Origin of the sequence: Clostridium paraputrificum (genome assembly GCF_900447045.1) — a bacterium.
Lineage (GTDB): Bacteria > Bacillota > Clostridia > Clostridiales > Clostridiaceae > Clostridium > Clostridium paraputrificum.
This window is the reverse complement of sequence record NZ_UAWH01000005.1, coordinates 903,800-921,172: the sequence shown is the minus strand read 5'-3', so window position 1 is coordinate 921,172 and position 17,373 is coordinate 903,800. Positions and strand designations below refer to the sequence as shown.

Annotated in this window: 16 protein-coding genes; 4 read left to right on the top strand and 12 right to left on the bottom strand. The window is 28.3% G+C overall.

Features of this window, described 5'->3' with window-relative positions:
- Positions 1-313: 313 nt before the first annotated feature.
- Complete coding sequence (locus DR024_RS04400) at positions 314-2,935, top strand: calcium-translocating P-type ATPase, PMCA-type (protein WP_055185304.1); 2,622 nt, start codon at positions 314-316, stop codon at positions 2,933-2,935.
- 41 nt (positions 2,936-2,976) lie between these two features.
- On the opposite strand, the gene DR024_RS04395 is transcribed toward DR024_RS04400, so the two are convergent.
- A complete protein-coding gene (locus tag DR024_RS04395; RefSeq protein ID WP_027098100.1) occupies positions 2,977-3,510 on the bottom strand; it encodes a GNAT family N-acetyltransferase in 534 nt (177 codons plus the stop codon).
- Positions 3,511-3,628: 118 nt separating this feature from the next.
- Here DR024_RS04395 and msrA point away from each other — a divergent pair, with 118 nt between their 5' ends.
- The gene (gene msrA, locus DR024_RS04390) at positions 3,629-4,102 is read left to right on the top strand and encodes a peptide-methionine (S)-S-oxide reductase MsrA (protein WP_027098101.1); all 474 of its coding nucleotides are present in this window, start codon (positions 3,629-3,631) and stop codon (positions 4,100-4,102) included.
- Positions 4,103-4,229: 127 nt separating this feature from the next.
- On the opposite strand, the gene DR024_RS04385 is transcribed toward msrA, so the two are convergent.
- The 7 genes from DR024_RS04385 to DR024_RS04355 all read right to left on the bottom strand — a co-directional run bounded on the left by DR024_RS04385 (position 4,230) and on the right by DR024_RS04355 (position 11,655).
- Complete coding sequence (locus tag DR024_RS04385; protein WP_027098102.1) at positions 4,230-4,736, bottom strand: hypothetical protein; 507 nt, start codon at positions 4,734-4,736, stop codon at positions 4,230-4,232.
- A 51-nt stretch (positions 4,737-4,787) separates the two neighbouring features.
- Positions 4,788-6,680, bottom strand: coding sequence for an FUSC family protein (locus DR024_RS04380; RefSeq protein ID WP_034866204.1), 1,893 nt, complete (start codon positions 6,678-6,680; stop codon positions 4,788-4,790).
- Between the two features lie 174 nt (positions 6,681-6,854).
- A complete protein-coding gene (locus tag DR024_RS04375) occupies positions 6,855-7,838 on the bottom strand; it encodes a M42 family metallopeptidase (RefSeq protein ID WP_373207770.1) in 984 nt (327 codons plus the stop codon).
- A gap of 128 nt (positions 7,839-7,966) precedes the next feature.
- Positions 7,967-9,844, bottom strand: coding sequence for a molecular chaperone HtpG (gene htpG / locus DR024_RS04370; protein WP_027098105.1), 1,878 nt, complete (start codon positions 9,842-9,844; stop codon positions 7,967-7,969).
- A gap of 98 nt (positions 9,845-9,942) precedes the next feature.
- Positions 9,943-10,554 carry a hypothetical protein gene (locus DR024_RS04365; protein ID WP_051195940.1) on the bottom strand — a complete coding sequence of 204 codons (612 nt, stop codon included), beginning with the start codon at positions 10,552-10,554 and terminating at the stop codon, positions 9,943-9,945.
- Between the two features lie 42 nt (positions 10,555-10,596).
- Complete coding sequence (locus DR024_RS04360) at positions 10,597-11,097, bottom strand: hypothetical protein (RefSeq protein ID WP_051195941.1); 501 nt, start codon at positions 11,095-11,097, stop codon at positions 10,597-10,599.
- Positions 11,098-11,106: 9 nt separating this feature from the next.
- Positions 11,107-11,655, bottom strand: a complete 549-nt coding sequence (locus tag DR024_RS04355; RefSeq protein ID WP_051195942.1) for an ImmA/IrrE family metallo-endopeptidase — start codon at positions 11,653-11,655, stop codon at positions 11,107-11,109.
- Between the two features lie 237 nt (positions 11,656-11,892).
- Here DR024_RS04355 and DR024_RS04350 point away from each other — a divergent pair, with 237 nt between their 5' ends.
- Together DR024_RS04350 and DR024_RS04345 are read left to right on the top strand one after the other, a co-directional pair.
- On the top strand, positions 11,893-12,228 hold the full coding sequence (locus DR024_RS04350; protein WP_034866211.1) for a PadR family transcriptional regulator: 336 nt from the start codon (positions 11,893-11,895) through the stop codon (positions 12,226-12,228).
- Entirely contained in the window at positions 12,216-12,908 is a 693-nt protein-coding gene (locus tag DR024_RS04345) for a permease prefix domain 1-containing protein (protein ID WP_027098109.1), read from the top strand. The genes DR024_RS04350 and DR024_RS04345 overlap by 13 nt, the downstream gene beginning before the upstream one ends.
- Positions 12,909-12,994: 86 nt before the next feature.
- Here the strand turns inward: DR024_RS04345 and DR024_RS04340 are convergent, their stop codons facing one another.
- The 4 genes from DR024_RS04340 to DR024_RS04325 all read right to left on the bottom strand — a co-directional run bounded on the left by DR024_RS04340 (position 12,995) and on the right by DR024_RS04325 (position 17,038).
- The gene (locus DR024_RS04340) at positions 12,995-13,945 is read right to left on the bottom strand and encodes a polysaccharide deacetylase family protein (protein ID WP_027098110.1); all 951 of its coding nucleotides are present in this window, start codon (positions 13,943-13,945) and stop codon (positions 12,995-12,997) included.
- Between the two features lie 103 nt (positions 13,946-14,048).
- Positions 14,049-14,354 (bottom strand): hypothetical protein, encoded by a 306-nt coding sequence (locus DR024_RS04335; RefSeq protein WP_027098111.1) that lies wholly within the window; start codon positions 14,352-14,354, stop codon positions 14,049-14,051.
- A gap of 10 nt (positions 14,355-14,364) precedes the next feature.
- Complete coding sequence (locus DR024_RS04330) at positions 14,365-15,567, bottom strand: alanyl-tRNA editing protein (RefSeq protein ID WP_027098112.1); 1,203 nt, start codon at positions 15,565-15,567, stop codon at positions 14,365-14,367.
- Positions 15,560-17,038 (bottom strand): aminotransferase-like domain-containing protein, encoded by a 1,479-nt coding sequence (locus DR024_RS04325; RefSeq protein WP_027098113.1) that lies wholly within the window; start codon positions 17,036-17,038, stop codon positions 15,560-15,562. The genes DR024_RS04330 and DR024_RS04325 overlap by 8 nt, the downstream gene beginning before the upstream one ends.
- Positions 17,039-17,373: the final 335 nt, after the last annotated feature.

Genomic DNA, 17,373 nt, shown 5'->3' with positions numbered 1-17,373 from the left:
TATTTGCAGCCTTTTATTTTTTTAATATATATTTATATAAATATATGTTCTTATATTTATGACTCCCTCTAAGAACTTTTATAATAAAAGAATTTTTAAAAGATATATTATTAATATTATTTTTCTTATTAATATAACTAATCATCCGACTTCATTCTAATTTTCTTCTTCTATTTTTTCCCTTTTATTTCTTTTACTGTTATAATAATCTTATTCGTCTTATCTATTAGTTTCCATCTATTATAAAGGATAAATTATTTATCTTAACTATATACTAATAGTATTGATAGAAAATATTATTGAGGTGATATATATGTGGTTTAATACAGATTCTACTGATGTAATTAAAGAATTAAATTCAGATTCTTTAAATGGACTAACCTCTGAAGAAGCAAAAATAAGATTACAAAAGAATGGTGAAAACAAATTAGCTAGCAAGAAAAAGAAAACTATGGTTCAATTATTCCTAGCGCAATTAAATGATGCTATGATTTATATTTTAATTGCTGCCGCAGTTATCTCTGGAATAATGGGTGAAATAAGTGATTCTATTATAATCCTTATAGTTATTTTTATTAATGCTACAATTGGAGTCGTACAAGAATCAAAGGCTGAGAAAGCTCTTGAAGCCCTGAAACAACTAAGTACACCTAAAGCATTGGTAAAAAGAAATGGTGAGTTAATAGAAATACCATCTGAAGAAGTTGTAACTGGTGATATTGTAATAATTGATGCTGGAAGATACATTCCTGCTGATTTAAGATTAATAGAAACAGCCAATCTTCAAATTGAAGAATCAGCCTTTACAGGTGAATCTGTTCCAGCAGAAAAAGATGCAAAAATAGTACTTGAGGATGAAAAAGCCCCTGTAGGAGATAGGGTTAATATGGCATATATGTCCACCTTAGCTACCTATGGACGTGGTACTGGTATTGTAGTTGCAACAGGAATGGATACTGAAATAGGAAAAATTGCAAAAATGTTAGATGATGAAGAAGAAGAATCTACTCCTCTTCAAAAGCGTTTAGCACAACTCGGTAAAATTCTAGGTTTTGCAGCCATTGGAATATGTGTAATCATCTTTATTTTATCTATGTTCCAAGGAAGAGATTGGTTTGAAATGCTATTAACTGCAATTTCATTAGCAGTAGCCGCAATTCCTGAAGGGCTTCCTGCAATAGTAGCTATAGTTTTAGCTCTTGGTGTACAAAGAATGATTAAACACAATGCTATAGTAAAAAAACTACCTGCTGTTGAAACTCTAGGATCAGTAAGTATTATATGCTCTGATAAAACAGGAACTCTTACAATAAATCAAATGACTGTTAAAAAGATATATATAAATGATTCTCTTGTACCTATAAATAACATAGATATTAAAGATAATTCAACAGAACTTTTAGTTGAAGCGATGGTTTTATGTAATGATGCTACTTCTAACGAAACTTCTAAAACTGGAGATCCTACTGAAATAGCATTACTTGATGTAGGTAATAAAGTTAATCTATTTAAAGACTCATTAAACGAGGAGCATAAAAGAGTTGATGAGATACCTTTTGATTCTGATAGAAAGTTAATGACCACTGTAAATGCTTATGAAAATAAGTTTAAAGTATATACAAAAGGCGCTATAGACTCCCTATTTAAAATATGTAATAAAGTTCTTATAAATGGTGAAATAGTACCTCTTACAGAAGAAAAGAAAAAAGAGCTTTTAGATGCATCAAACTCTATGAGTGATACAGCATTAAGAGTTTTAGGTGCTTCTTATAAAGAAATTGATAATAAAAATGTACCTATAGACAGCCTAGAAAAAGACCAAATCTTTATAGGTCTTATGGGTATGATAGACCCACCAAGAGAAGAAGTAAAAGCTTCTATAGTTGAATGTAAAAAAGCAGGTATAATCCCAATTATGATTACAGGAGACCATAAAAACACAGCTTTTGCAATTGGTAACGAATTAGGAATGGCAGATAATATAAATCAATGTATGTCTGGTAGCGAAATTGATAATTATAGCCAAGAGGAATTTAATAAAATAGTAAATAACTATAGAATTTTTGCTAGGGTTTCTCCAGAGCATAAAGTAAAAATCGTAAAAGCCTTTAAGTCTCACGGAAATATAGTTTCAATGACTGGAGATGGGGTAAATGATGCTCCTTCACTAAAAGCGGCAGATATAGGTGTGGCTATGGGAATTACAGGTACAGATGTTGCTAAAGGTGCTGCAGATATGATACTAACTGATGATAACTTCTCTACTATTGTAAACGCAGTGGAAGAAGGCAGAAACATCTACAACAATATCAAAAAAGCTATTATATTCTTACTTTCTTGTAACTTAGGTGAAATAGTTGCCTTGTTTGTTGCTATATTACTTAATTGGAATACTCCACTTTTACCTATTCATATTCTATGGGTAAACTTAATTACAGATAGTTTTCCCGCTCTATCATTAGGAGTAGACCCTAAAGACTCTTCTGTTATGGAAGAACAGCCAAGAAGTCCTAAAGAAAGTCTATTTGCTGGCCATATGGGAATATACCTAGCAGTCAATGGGCTATTAATTGGTATTCTAACACTTTTTGCATTTAAACTTGGAGAAAGAATTTATCCAAATTCATTAATGCATGCTCAAACAATGGCTTTTGTAGTGCTTAGTGTATCTCAATTATTTTTCTCTTTAAATATGAGAAGTACTAAAAAATCAATTTTTTCAGTAGGTTTATTTACTAATAAGTATTTAATTGCATCTATAGTCTTTGGTATATTAGTACAATTTGCTGTAATAACAATACCTTTCTTAGCAAGTGTATTTAAAGTTTATGCATTAACATTAAATGATTGGATTCTAGTAATATTAATTTCACTAGTTCCATTAGTAATTAATGAAATATTAAAGATATTCCTAAGAATGAAAAAGGATAAATAATAAAAAATGCTGTATCAAACTAATGTTGATACAGCATTTTTTTAAAAATCTTTAAAAGCTTCAGCATATTCTACTGTTCCTTTTACATTATCAAAATATCCTTTTTTAATGTCCTTAACCATGTAGTTATCCTCCGGTACATCAAAGGGTGCTTTTACATCATAAATCCAAGCTGGTTTAAATCCATACTTTTCAAAAATACTTTTATATCCTAGAACAACTATTCCTTTATAACCAAGCTTACTAGCCTTAGTAAATGCCCTTTTTATCATTTTACTTCCTATTTTTTTATTTCTGTACTCTGGTAATACTGCAAATGGTGCTATTGCTAAGGCTTTATTAGTATCTTCCCCATTTATTATATTAACTTCTGTACATAAAATATATCCAACAATCTTATTATCTACTTTTGCTACTATAGATAGTTCTGGAATATAATTTTCTGATTCTCTTAAAGCCTCTACTAACTCATGCTCTTTTTTATCACTATATTCGATATCTTCAAAAGCTTTAATTAACATTTCTATAATCTCTGTTCCATCCCCTATTTTTTCTTTGCCAATACTTAAAGTCATTATTTCCTCTCCCTAATTAACATTTCCTTTACTTTTCGACTTTTTTATTTAATACTAAACATGTTTTTAAAATTTTTACAAACAATAAATATAATTTATTAAGAAAGGAGTATTGTTTATGAAAGAAATTGTATTTGCAGGGGGATGTTTTTGGGGCGTTGAAGAGTTCTTTTCTAGAATAAATGGAGTAACAAAAACAGAAGTTGGTTATGCAAATGGTAATATAAAAAATCCTACCTATGAACTTGTTTGTAGAACAGATACAGGATTTGCTGAAGCAGTATATATTCTATATGATGAATCTAAGGTTAAATTAGATTATCTAATTGATAAATACTTTTCTATAATTGACCCTACTTCCTTAAATAAACAAGGTAATGATAAAGGAAAACAATATAGGACTGGAATATATTATTTAGATAAAGATGATTTAAACTTAATAGATAGTAAAATTTTAGAAGAAGCAAAAAAATATGATAAAAAAATAGTAGTGGAAGTAGAACCTTTAAAAAACTACTATCCTGCTGAGGAATATCACCAAAAGTATTTAAAGAAAAATCCCTTTGGTTATTGCCACATAAAACTGGATTAAAAACGGAGAAATAGATATTTATTAATATAAAATTGTATTTCTCACTTTGATTTATAACAAATTAATTTTTATAACTGGTCTAGATATTAAAAAATCACCATACTACTCTGTATGGTGACTTTTTAATTTATTTCTGTTTTAATTTTTGTTTAAACTCTATTACATCCTCTTCACTCTTAAACGCATTAATAGGAACTATTAAACTAATCTCATCCTTATTCTTAAACTCAATAAATAAGCATTCCGATATTTCTGTAACATCTGCTACATCCTTAATACTTATTGTTCTACTCTTTTCTTCTATATCTACAATAATATTTTCTCCATTTAAAACGAGTTTAACATCTCCATTAGGTAGCAAATCTCTTTTATTAGCCATTCTCTTAAAAGCTCTCCTAGTCATTTTTTCAAGTAATGCTGGATAGAAGAAATAAAATACTATCCCTAATAATCCAAATATAATTGAAACTGGTATTTGACCTGATAATATTGTAAATACAAAAATAACTGCACAAGCTGAAGTTAAAAATATTCTTGGTCTATCTAACTTCTTCTCATCCCTTGATTTTTTAGATGCAAAACTAGCACATTCAATCCATTGTTCTACTGTATTTCTATAAATAATTTCTATCATACACCTTTTCCCCCATGTTTTATCTATAAAATACATTATACATTATTTTTACTATATTTTTATATCAATATTTCTTATTTTTGAAAAACCATCTAAAACTTCTATGGTGCTAATAAATAAAAGTTTATCTTTATTAAAACTAGAATTTCCTATTTCATTTTGAATTGATAACATTTTTTCTTCAGTAAATATTTCCTTGTTGTTTTTAATATATTCTATAGATTTCAATACTTTATCTTTACTTATTTCATCTTTTCTAATCCATCTATATAAGTCATATATATTCATAACTAATAAATGTTGCTCTGTAAGATATCTTGATAATTTATCATAATTATCACTTGAATTAATACTAGTCAACCTCTCTTCTATTAATCCTGAATATAATATAAGGTTCTTCATCTCTTCATCCATAGTTACCTCATTAATATAATCAGATACATTTTTAATCATTTTTTCTACTATATGATTATATGTATTAATTAAATTTATTGTTGAATCTTTAATGCTAAATGGAAATATAAATTTATTTATTAACATTGCAATTATTACTCCAATAATTACATATAAAATTCTAACTCCACCAAGCTCTCCTACATTTCCTATTAAAGATGCAGCTCCTACTGCAGATACAGTTGTACAAATCATTTTATATTTATATTGAACAAGATAGCTTGATACATATCCAGTTGCCATAATTATTATCCCTCTAATGCTAGTATCTTTAAATACTGAAAAGAGTATTGTAATTATAATCACTCCAATAAATGTTCCTAAAATTCTATCCAAACTCTTCTTCTTAGACATCTCATACTGTGGTTGATTTATGGAATTTACAGTGAAATATATCCACCTTCCATCTACAAGCCCCAAAAATTCCACTATAAATGCACTAAATGCTATTCCAATCCCTAATCTAAACCCATATGTAAATCTTAATGAGTCTCTTGATATTTCACGTCTGCATCTCCATGCCCTTTTATAGCTTTCTGGAATTTCGCCCCTTCTTTTAACCAAATTATAGTCTTTCTTTTCTAATTTAATTAAACTATATAAATCATCTTCTATTAATTCAATAATATTTATTATCTTTAATGATATATAGTCTGTTATTTCCTCTTCTATAATTATCTCATTAAAAAGAGAATCTAAGTTTTCTAAATTTTTCTTGTCTTCTAAGCAAACTTTAATATTTTCAATAAGAGGAATAACCTTCTTTTCTAGTATATCTATCTTTTCACTATTTTTCACCTCATTTAATATAAGGTTTATTCTTGATAGTGCAACTAATATATCTAGTTTAATTCTACTTTCCTCAGGTAAGTAGAACTCTCTTTCTCTTTTATCATATATAACCTTTCTAAACTTACTAATTTCATCTTTTATTCTACTGTCTATCACTTCTGTATTCTCTTTTCTTTCAAGTAACCTTATTTTTTCATTTAAATTAACGCATATACTTGTTAGCAACTTATCTCCAGCTTTTGAAACCTTATCCCTATTTATTATAAGTTGAGCTCCCATAATTACTAAGGCTCCAAATATAAGTGAACCAATTCTATTTGGTAACTTCTCTAAAGATATAGGTGATGATAACATAAAAATATATTGAAGCGAAAAGGGAAGATAAGTAGGAGATTTTAAGTTATGACATAAAGTAAACCCAATGATAAACATTACTGCAAAGTTAATTAAAACTCCTAAATACATATTGCTAGTAGCTAAATATGACATTATTCCTAAAAATACATTAAATCCAATAAGAACTAATGCATTTCTTGCAGCATTTAAAGTTAAATCATTCTCTAAAAACATTAAGGCCCCTGTTACCGTTGTTACTGCTATTAGTGTATTTTCCTCCCCAAATATTTTTATAAATGTTGTTATAAATAGTATTATAAATATAAATAGAACTGTTTTTGATAATATAGTTTTTTTATTCATAATTAAGTCCTCCCTAAAAAACGTACAAAAGCAATCTTATAATAGTATTTTCATTATTTCAACAACGTATTAAATTTAAATTTTCTGTAAAGAATGATCATATATTTATTTTACTCATACTATTTTTAAATAAACAAAAAATACTCCAGCACAAATATACTGGAGTATTCTTTATTACTTTGTTATATATAAACAAACTAATTTAACAGTATTTTCCAAAGCACTATAATGTGTTCTTTCCATACCATGTGAAGCATGAACCCCTGGCCCAATTAAAGCTCCTCTTATGTTATTTCCACCTCTAAGAGCTGCTCCTACATCTGATCCATATTGAGGGTATATATCTACCACATAATCTAAATTATTTTCCTTTGCAAGGTTAACAAGGTCAGTTACCATATTATAATCATATGGTCCACCAGAATCCTTAGCACAGATAGATACATCATATTCTGTACAGCTTAAATCATCCCCAATACATCCCATATCAACAGCTAACATTTCTGTTATATCGTGTGGAATATAAGATGCTCCATGACCAACCTCCTCATATACAGTAATCATTATCTTTGTTTTATATTTAGGCCTTTTTCCCTCTCTATGTAATAATTCTAAAAGAGCTAATAAGGCAGCTACACTTCCCTTGTCATCAATAAACCTTGATTTTAAGAAGCCACTTTCTGTAACTGTAGTTTTAGGATCTATAAAAATATAATCTCCTGGAAATATTCCTAAAGCATTAACATCTTCTTTAGACTTAACTACCTCGTCAATCCTTATTTCCATATTTTCTGCATCTCTAGATTTTGAAGATGCATCCTTATAAACATGAGTTGAAGGACTAGTGCTTAAAAAGGTTCCTGTATATATTTTTCCTTCTCTTGTTCTTATTTTGCAATACTCACTATCTAAAGTAGGTACAGTTGGTCCTCCAACTACAGTAAACTTTAATGCACCAGAACTAGTTACAGATCTAACCATAGCTCCTAAAGTATCTACATGGGCTGATAACCCTATAGTTTTCTCATCACTTTCTCCTTCTATAGTTATAACTCCACAACCCTTATTAGTATATTCAAATTTATATCCAAATCCTTCTGCAATATTTTTTACTTTTTCCATAACTTCATAGCAAAAACCACTTGGACTATCGCACATTAATATTTCTTTTGCTGTATCTAATAAAAATTTCTTATTTACTTTTATATCCACTTCATTCATCTCCTTCTATATTTTTATAACTTTATTATAAAGAAATAGGAGCTGCTATACCAGCTCCTACTTAATTAAATATCCATAACTTGAAGCATTAAATCGTTACTTCTATTAATAAATTCATCAAGTTCATCTGAATTTAATGACTTATTAGATATTAACGCTAAATCAACAATTTGCTTACAAATCATATTAACCTTATCTTTTTTACTTTCATCATCAGAAATAGATACAAGTTTCTTTATAATTGGATTATTTCCATTTATAACAAGACTCTTTTCTTCTGGAATGTTCATTCCCATCCCTCCAAATTGAGCTTGCATTTCTGCCATTCTTCTAGAGTATTCAGAAAGAAGTACCATAGCTGGAGTCTTTTCATTTTTTAATGACTCTACCTTATATTCCTTCATCTTATCTCCAATTACTGATTTAAATAATTCAATAATCTTTTCATTATTTTCTTTATTTTCTTCAGCATCCTTATCCTTTAATACATCTGAAAGATCAGAGTCTACTCTTGTAAACTTAACATTACCATCCTTATATTCAAGGAATGATATAAAGTTATTATCTATTGGACTACTTAATATAACTGCATCTAATCCATATTCCTTAAATAGTTTTATATATTGAGATTGCTCTTCCTCATTACTTACATAGAACACCTTATTCTCATGCTTTTCTTTAGCATTGTCTAAGTAATCTTTTAAAGTGATATGCTTACCTTCTATGTTCTTAAATACTATTATATCTTTTATCTTTTCATAGAAGCTTTCATCCTTTAAGCATCCAAACTTAATAAATAGATGAATATCATCCCAGAACTCATCAAACTTATCTCTATCATTATTAAATATTGAATTTAACTTATCCGCTACCTTTTTAACAATATGTTTAGAAATTCTACTTACATCCCTATCGTTTTGTAGGAAACTTCTTGAAACATTTAAAGGTAAATCTGGACAATCTATTGCTCCCTTAAGTAATAATAAGAATTCAGGGATAACTTCCTTTATGTTATCTGCTACGAATACTTGATTATTATATAACTTAACCTTACCTTCTATAAGCTCAAACTCATTCTTAAGCTTAGGGAAATATAAAATTCCTTTAAGGTTAAATGGATAATCAACATTTAAATGAATCCAGAATAATGGATCTTCATATTCATTAAATACTTGTTTGTAAAATTCTTTGTACTCTTCATCTGTACATTCACTTGGCTTCTTAAGCCATAAAGGATTTGTATCATTTAGAGGAGTTGGTTCTCCATCCTTATCCTTATCTTCTTCTGACTTTTTCTTTTCTTCATCTACATTGATTAAGAATATTTCTGTTGGTAAGAATGAACAATACTTTTCAATAATTCCTCTTACCTTATAATATTCTAAGAATTCTTTGCTTTCATCATCAAGGAATAGAGTTATTGTTGTACCCCTAGTTTCTCTAGAATCAGAATCTCCCATTTCATATTCTGTTCCACCTTCACATATCCACCTTACAGGGGTAGCCTCTTTCTTATATGATAAAGTATCTATTTGTACCTTTTTAGCTACCATGAAAGCTGAATAAAAACCTAATCCAAAATGACCAATTATGTCATTTCCTTCACCCATTTTATCTTTATACTTTTGTATAAAATCCTCTGCACCTGAAAATGCAACTTGTGTAATATATTTTTTTACCTCTTCATCTGTCATCCCTATACCGTTATCGCTGAAAGTTAATGTACCTTCTTCTTTGTTTACAGAAACAACAACCTTAAACTTTTCGTCATCGATTCCCTCTGCTTCTCCTAGGGATACAAGCCTCTTATATTTGCTAACAGCATCACATCCGTTACTAATAAGCTCTCTAATGAAGATATCTTTGTCTGAATATAACCACTTCTTAATTATTGGAAATATATTTTCTGTGTGAATTGAAATATTACCTTTTTCTATACTCATTTTTATCCCTCCCTAAAAGATAATTTTAGTCACATTAAATAGTATTGTCAATTATGTCCATGTAAAAAAATAGTGAATTATATAATTCACCATACTAGCTATTTAAGATAAACTAATGCTCCATAGCTGCTATGTTTATATACCTTTTCTAAATCTAAAGTTCTTTTCTCTCCCCAAGTTGATACATTTATAGATATCTTGTTCCCTGCTCTAAAATACTTTGTTATTGTCATCCAATGCCAATCAAATTCCTTTAAAGCTGTATTCCTTAACATTAATATTGCAACAGGCTTATTGTCACTTAAAGCTTTTTTTATAAAAGAACAAAATTCATAATAACTAGTGTTAAAATACTTCACTTCAAAATCAAGTTTTATTCCCTTACTTTCTCCAAAGTTATATAATCCTTTTATAAAATCTCTTGGCTTTAATATACCAATCTTTTCTATAGGCCTTGTCCACTTTATAACTTCATTCATATACTTTAAGAAGTTCTCTTTAGAAAAATCCTCATATTGATATAATTCTTTTATGCCTTCATTAATACTTTTGTAAGCTAATAAATTAGCTGCTGCTACTGCAGCACATCCATATTTTCTATTAATCTCATCTTTAAACCACTCTTGGTTTCCACCATAACAAAAGTTTTTCCCATCATTAATATTTAAGAAATTAATATAGCTCTTTATCTCTACACATTTAAAAGGCATAATCATCCCCACTTTCACATTAAATTAATACATAATGTATATTTAGTCGCCTTTATCTTCATGTATAACATTCTTATTTTCTTCAGTACTATTATTATTTCTCTTATTAAAATAGAAAGTATTAATAAAATCCATAAAATCCTTATTACCACTCTTAGGAAAAAGATTATTTATTACTATTTTAACAAGTGCAACTATTTCTGCAAATATCCCTGTAATAAATAATCTTATAGTCCATTCATCAAAATCCATTTCTCCCTTTCCAATTTTCCATACTATAACATTTATAAATATAACTTGTATAACAAGAATTATACTAATACCTAAAGATAATCCTTGTTTCATCCTTTGTTCTGTTTTCTTTTCATCCTTCCAAATAGTAAGAACCTGAATTCTATCATCTGTTTCTTTATATTCTTGCTTTTCCTTTTCAGATATTGTTCTTGTAATTGGAGTCTCATAATCAAAATTTATTAAATCATCTAGCCCTAATTCTTCTGGATCATTATAATCAAAACCATCATTATACTTCTCTTCACCCATCCCATTCACCTACTTCAAATTTAATCTTTTAAGTCTTACATTCATAGCTGATTGAGAAACTTTAAATATTCTTGATAATTCCATTTCAATCATGCCTGTCCCAAAATTAAGTTTTCTTAATTGATCAAATTTTTCTACCAGTTTCTTTTCTGGCATAAGTAAACATCCTGCAAACTCATTTGCCTCTTGTTCTTCTTTTGACTTAACAGCTAGTACATCTCTATGAAGATCTACAAATTCTCCTTTATTATTAATATGATTTAAAAAATAATGTCCTAACTCATGTGCAATTGTAAATCGCTTTCTTGCCATACTGTCATTTGCATTAATATATATGCTTATATTTTCCTTATTCTTTTTAATCCCACCTAAAACAACTGACCCTTTTACAGATTTAAAATTAACTTGTGATATAGGTATTCCAACCTTTTTAGCAATAACTACAGGGTCTATAGGCAAACTTCCATCTGTATATTCTTCTATGATGCTATCAACTTGAAATTTAATATTATCCATGTTAATCTCCACCCTTTCATTGATAAATATAACTTTCCCCATAACTACTCCTCCATCACTTGTAATTACAGAAGATTATACATATCCTTATATACATATAAATCTTCCTTTTTATTTATTCCTAGTTGTTAATATTTTTATCCTTAATACTTATGATATGTATATATATGCAATCCGCCCCTTACTTCCTAATAATTAATTAATTTAACATATTACGGTTGACATACATAGAATCTCGATGTATTATATACCTAGAAGTTCTAAGTAGGAGGAATTAAAATGATATCTAAAGACTTAATAGCTGCTTCATCAAAACCTTTAATACTTTCTTTTTTATCTAAACGAGAAAGTTATGGCTATGAAATTATAAAAAACATACAAGAACTTTCTAACAACAATATTGTTTGGAAGGAAGGTACTCTCTACCCCGTACTAAAAAAACTTACTGAAAATGGATTAATAGAATCTGAGTGGAAAACTATAGACGGAAGAAAAAGAAAATATTATAGAATCACAAATGCTGGTTTAGCCTCTCTTGAAAAAGAAAAGGCTCAATGGAAAATCGTAAATAATACACTAAATGGTATTTGGGATGAAAGAATATGTTTAACTTAGATGAATCTATTAAAACCTGGAGAAATGATCTTAACAAAAATGATGTTTTATCCCTAGATGATTTAGATGAACTAGAATCTCACTTAATGGATGAAATTACTGTGCTTAAAGAAAAAGACTTATCAGAAGAAGAAGCTTTTTTAATTGCCAAAAGCAGAATTGGTCAAAATGATATTATTGAAGAAGAATATAAGAAAGTAAATAGAAATGAAATATGGTTCCATAAACTATTCACCTTATTTATTGGCTTTATTTCCTTTCAATTTATATTAATCTTAATTCGTTTTATTGGACTAATAGTAACAGTTTCAGTTTTCTCAAAATACCCATTACCTAATTCTCCAATATCAAGTTTTTCTTTTGGTATTCAGTTAAGTATATTACTTGCTATATTTACTTTCATATTTTCACCACTATTTCCTAAAGTTTTATCTAATTTTTCTGCACTAAATATTAATGTAAAATCAATTATTATGCTGCTTATACTATTTTTCAACTTCTACGCTATGCCAATATTATCTTCTAATGTAATTACAGACCTGGACAACGAATATCTCTTAAATTATCTAAACACTTATAATTTCGCATCAAATCGTATAGAAACTCTTTTTATTCCTATATTCTTAATGCTTTTCTTAATAGTTAAGAAAGTTAAAAAATACACATTCGCTAAAGCCTAAAATAAAAAAACTCAAGCCCAGCTTGAGTTTTTTCCTTCTCTCTCTTACCCTAATTCTCCTGATTATCTCTATTATCTCTATTAACTTTATTTCATTGTTCTAAATTCAAATCCCTTACCTTGTAAATATTCAATTATTTGTGGTAATGCTTTTACTGTCTCTTCTTTACCGTAAGTATCATGCATTAATATTACAACACTATCTGCATTAGGTCCTAATTCCTCCACGCTACTCTTTAATTTTCCAAATAATCCTGTAGCATCCTTTTTCTTTCCTTCTGCATCACCATTTAAAGCATTCCAATCAATATTACAATAACCTTTTTCAATCATTTTATCTTTCATTGGTTGTCTGCCATTCCAAGACCAGTAACCACCTGGGAACCTAATTGTTTTAGTATCAAAATCTTTACCTAATATCTCTTTAAGTAAAGCATTATTCTTTTCTATATCATTAGTTATATTTTCAACGTTCATTACTCTATTAGGATATAAATATTTATAATCATGACTGTATGTGTGGTTTGCTATAGCATGTCCACTTCCAGCTATTGTTTTTAATATCTCTTGTGCTTGTGTATTATCCTTAAGAGAAGTTCCTAACACAAAGAAGGTTCCTTTTATATTATACTTGTCCAGTACCTTTAATACTTCTGGTGTATTAGTTGTTGATGGACCATCATCAAAAGTTAAATATGCAACTTTTTTGCCATCTGTTCTAACTGGATAAGTTTTAGTTCCTGTTAATAAGCCATTAGTATTTTCTGAAACCATTTGAGCACTATCTGCATTTTCATCTTCTTCTAAATTTAAGTACCCACTATTATCTAGTTTTGGTTTTTCAGGCTCTTTTTGAATATTTTCCTCTTCTTGCTCTGGTTGTGCTGAAACTATCTGATTTTCACCCTTTACTCTATAATCAATATATATAAAAGTAGGTATCATTAATAATACTAGTGTAAAGCACACTACTAATACCACTTTCATTTTTTTTGAATTTCTTTTTTTACTTAATCTAGCTCTTCTATACTTGTCCATTTTTACTACCTCCACTACTTCCTTCACTAATATTATAGTTCTTAAAGGTATGAATAGTAGTTACAAATTAATTACTATTTATTAAAATATAAACTACAAAAAACTACAAAATTATATCATTAATTGTAGTAATTAATTTTTCATCACCACACTTATCAATATATATGTTAATTAGCAATTGTATATTCATTGATTTATAACCTCTAATTCCCTCTGAATATATAGCATAAATTAAATCCTTATATCCCTCTTTATTTTCTTTAATTAAATTTATTATTCTATTCTCCTCTACCTCTACCAAATCATCTATAATTTTATCCTTTAATTTTTCTGAAAAGACATTTACATACTGCTTCTCCTCTTCACTCATACCTTCTAAATCATTGTTTAATATTTTCATAATATCCATATGTATCACCTTAAATATTTTCTTTTAATCTTCTAATAGCATAATCTATAGCACATTCTAAATTTAAAATATTTTTCCCTCCACCTTGTGCTAATAAAGGGCTTCCTCCACCTTTACCATCCACAAGAGTTATAGAATCTTTTAAAAGTGCTCCCATATTTAATCCCTTCATATTCTTTGAACATGCAAATAACAAGTTACATTTTTCTTTATCTCTAGTTCCAAATAAAACTATTCTATTTTCATCTTCACATATAGCAGTTGCTAATTTATTAAGATTTTTCATTTCTTCATTGTCAAAAATATTATTTATTAAAACAACATTCTTTATAGATTCTCCATTAGAAACTAATTCTTTTATTTCGTATTCCCCTAGCTTTGCCCTTACTTTGCTATAATCACCTTTTAATGAATTATAGTTATCTACAAGTTTACTTAAACTACTAACTACATCATCTGTTCCAGAGCTTAAACTTAAACATATATTATCTAAAACAAAATCTCTATGTAAATAATCTTTTATAGCCCTACTACCTGTAAGATATGTTATTCTTGTATTTCCTTTATGCTTTTCGAAGCCTTTTATCTTAATTAATTGAAGGTCTAAAGTATTATTTGGATGAATTCCACAACATGCATTAATATCAATATCATCAATTTTAACTATTCTAATCTCATCATCTTTAGTAGCTAAATCTCTTCTAAGTCCCATCTTTTTTGCTTCTTTTCTATTAGTCATTAAAAACTCAACTTTATGATTTTCACAAATAACTCTATTTGCCATCTTTTCAGCTTCTCTTATCTTTTCTTCTTCTATTGTTCCTACAATATCCACAGTACTTATTTCATTACCAATATGTATTCCACATGTATTTGCATTAAATAATGTATAAAAACATCCTGATAATAAATGTTGTCCTAAATGTTGTTGCATTCCATCAAATCTTCTACTCCAATCAATGGTACACTTTATATTTTCTGTCCTTTTAGGCTCACTCTCTAAAATATGATAAATCTTATTTTTATCTTCTATTACATTTAAAACTCTTATTTCATCAATGTATCCTAAGTCGCACCATTGCCCTCCTCCACCTGGGAAAAATGCAGTTCTATCCAATACCACAGAATGTTTATTATCCTCTTTTTTATATTCTATTATATTTGCTGTAAATTCCTTCAAATATCTATCTTTATAATATAACTTTTCAGTCACCTAATTCACCTTCATAACCTTTCTGCTTCATTAATCTCTCTATATTCTTACCTATTATTTCTATTCCAATTCTTATATCATCATCACTTACTCTTCCAAAACCTAACCTCAAAGAAGACTCCCCTTTAGCATTATTATAGAATAAATCTCCTGGCATAAATAATACTCCATCTTCATAACAAAGATTCAGTAACTCTCTAGAGCTAATATTGTTTTTAAGCTTAATAAATACGTATAATCCACCTTCTCCTGTAACATATTCATATAGAATATGTTTATTAACCATCTCCATTATTAAATTGTATTTACTTCTATAATATTTTCTAATATTCTTTATATATCTAGTAAAAGCTCCACTCTTCAAATAGTAGTAGAAGGCACTTTGATCTAGAAATGATGAATGTATAGTTCTTCCTCTTTTCACACTTTCTAAGATATCAATAAGCTTCTTATCTCCCATTATCCAACCAATTCTTAACCCAGGAAATAAAACCTTTGATAAACTTCCTATATAAACCACACCATTTCCCCTTCCACTTAAAGCTGCTAAAGGCTCTAAAGGAGAACTTGAATACAATAATTCCTCGTTAAACCCATTTTCTATTATTGGAACGGAATGTTCCCTAAAAATCTTATATATTTCTTTCCTTCTTTCAGAATTCATTACTATCCCTGTTGGATTATTATATGAAGGAATTAAATATGCTAATTTAGGTGTATATAACTGTAATGTCTTCTTTAAATCTTCTATTACCATTCCATCCTTATCCATTGAAACTCCAACAACTTTCAATCCATAAGCTTCCATAACTTTAAGTGCTGTATTATTAGTTGGTTCTTCGCATAAAATAACATCCCCTGGAGAAGTTAATGATGCTAATATAATATCAAATCCTTCTGTAAAACCATTGGTTATTAATATATCCTTATTCTCTTTACTAACACCCTTTTCTCTCATATATTCAAACAAATAATCAATTAAAGGTTGATACCCTTTCGCATATCCATAATTTAATAAGTGCACCTCTTCATAAGTCCACGAATCCATTAAAGCTCTTTTAAAATCTTCTAAATTGAAAAGTTCACCTTCCGGTGCAATAGATTTAAATGATATCATGCCTCTTCTAAATTTAGGTTCACTTTTAATAATATCTTTATCTCTTAATACTTTTCCATATTTATTTACCAGGTTATCCCACTCAACATTATATTCATATACCTGTTTTTCTCCTTCAACAGCTATAAAGGTTCCCTTTCCTCTCTTAGTTAGAATATACCCTTTACTTTCTAGATTTTCATATGCAGATATTACTGAATTTCTACTTATTTTTAGATACTTACTTACTTCTCTTGTTGATGGTAACTTACTATCCTTTTTTAAGTCACCTTTTTTTATTCCACCTATTATATGTCTTTCTAATTGAATATATATTGGATCACTATCATTAATTTTAAGTGTAGAAAAAATCACTAATATCACCTCTTTCTCCATTCTAACCAACAAATTCATTATAGCAACTCTTTCATCTACTTTACAAATAATTCACTAAAAAAGATTGGGTGGATATTTATTTCCTTCGTACTTAATGTAAGGAAAAAAGAAGAGTACATTTAAAAAATAATTTTTTCAAAAGTACTCTTCCTTTTTAGAATAAAAATAATTCTTTGTGGAATTATAATTATATAAGTAATTTAAAAGTTTTAAATTTGACTACTCATTTAGAAGGTAATCAACATAACTTTTATGCAATACCGGCCAAGATAGTAGTTTTTCCATAACGAAGAAGTAGCCGGGTTAAAATTACT

Excerpts from the sequence above, each read along its gene's own strand:
- DR024_RS04365 (WP_051195940.1), bottom strand. The coding sequence starts at position 10,554 with ATGCCTTTTAAATGTGTAGAGATAAAGAGCTATATTAATTTCTTAAAT.
- DR024_RS04395 (WP_027098100.1), bottom strand. The coding sequence starts at position 3,510 with ATGACTTTAAGTATTGGCAAAGAAAAAATAGGGGATGGAACAGAGATT.
- msrA (WP_027098101.1), top strand. The coding sequence starts at position 3,629 with ATGAAAGAAATTGTATTTGCAGGGGGATGTTTTTGGGGCGTTGAAGAG.
- DR024_RS04375 (WP_373207770.1), bottom strand. The coding sequence starts at position 7,838 with ATGTGCGATAGTCCAAGTGGTTTTTGCTATGAAGTTATGGAAAAAGTA.
- DR024_RS04360 (WP_051195941.1), bottom strand. The coding sequence starts at position 11,097 with ATGGGTGAAGAGAAGTATAATGATGGTTTTGATTATAATGATCCAGAA.
- DR024_RS04355 (WP_051195942.1), bottom strand. The coding sequence starts at position 11,655 with ATGGGGAAAGTTATATTTATCAATGAAAGGGTGGAGATTAACATGGAT.
- DR024_RS04335 (WP_027098111.1), bottom strand. The coding sequence starts at position 14,354 with ATGGATATTATGAAAATATTAAACAATGATTTAGAAGGTATGAGTGAA.
- DR024_RS04340 (WP_027098110.1), bottom strand. The coding sequence starts at position 13,945 with ATGGACAAGTATAGAAGAGCTAGATTAAGTAAAAAAAGAAATTCAAAA.
- DR024_RS04345 (WP_027098109.1), top strand. The coding sequence starts at position 12,216 with ATGTTTAACTTAGATGAATCTATTAAAACCTGGAGAAATGATCTTAAC.
- DR024_RS04380 (WP_034866204.1), bottom strand. The coding sequence starts at position 6,680 with ATGAATAAAAAAACTATATTATCAAAAACAGTTCTATTTATATTTATA.
- DR024_RS04400 (WP_055185304.1), top strand. The coding sequence starts at position 314 with ATGTGGTTTAATACAGATTCTACTGATGTAATTAAAGAATTAAATTCA.
- DR024_RS04385 (WP_027098102.1), bottom strand. The coding sequence starts at position 4,736 with ATGATAGAAATTATTTATAGAAATACAGTAGAACAATGGATTGAATGT.
- DR024_RS04350 (WP_034866211.1), top strand. The coding sequence starts at position 11,893 with ATGATATCTAAAGACTTAATAGCTGCTTCATCAAAACCTTTAATACTT.
- htpG (WP_027098105.1), bottom strand. The coding sequence starts at position 9,844 with ATGAGTATAGAAAAAGGTAATATTTCAATTCACACAGAAAATATATTT.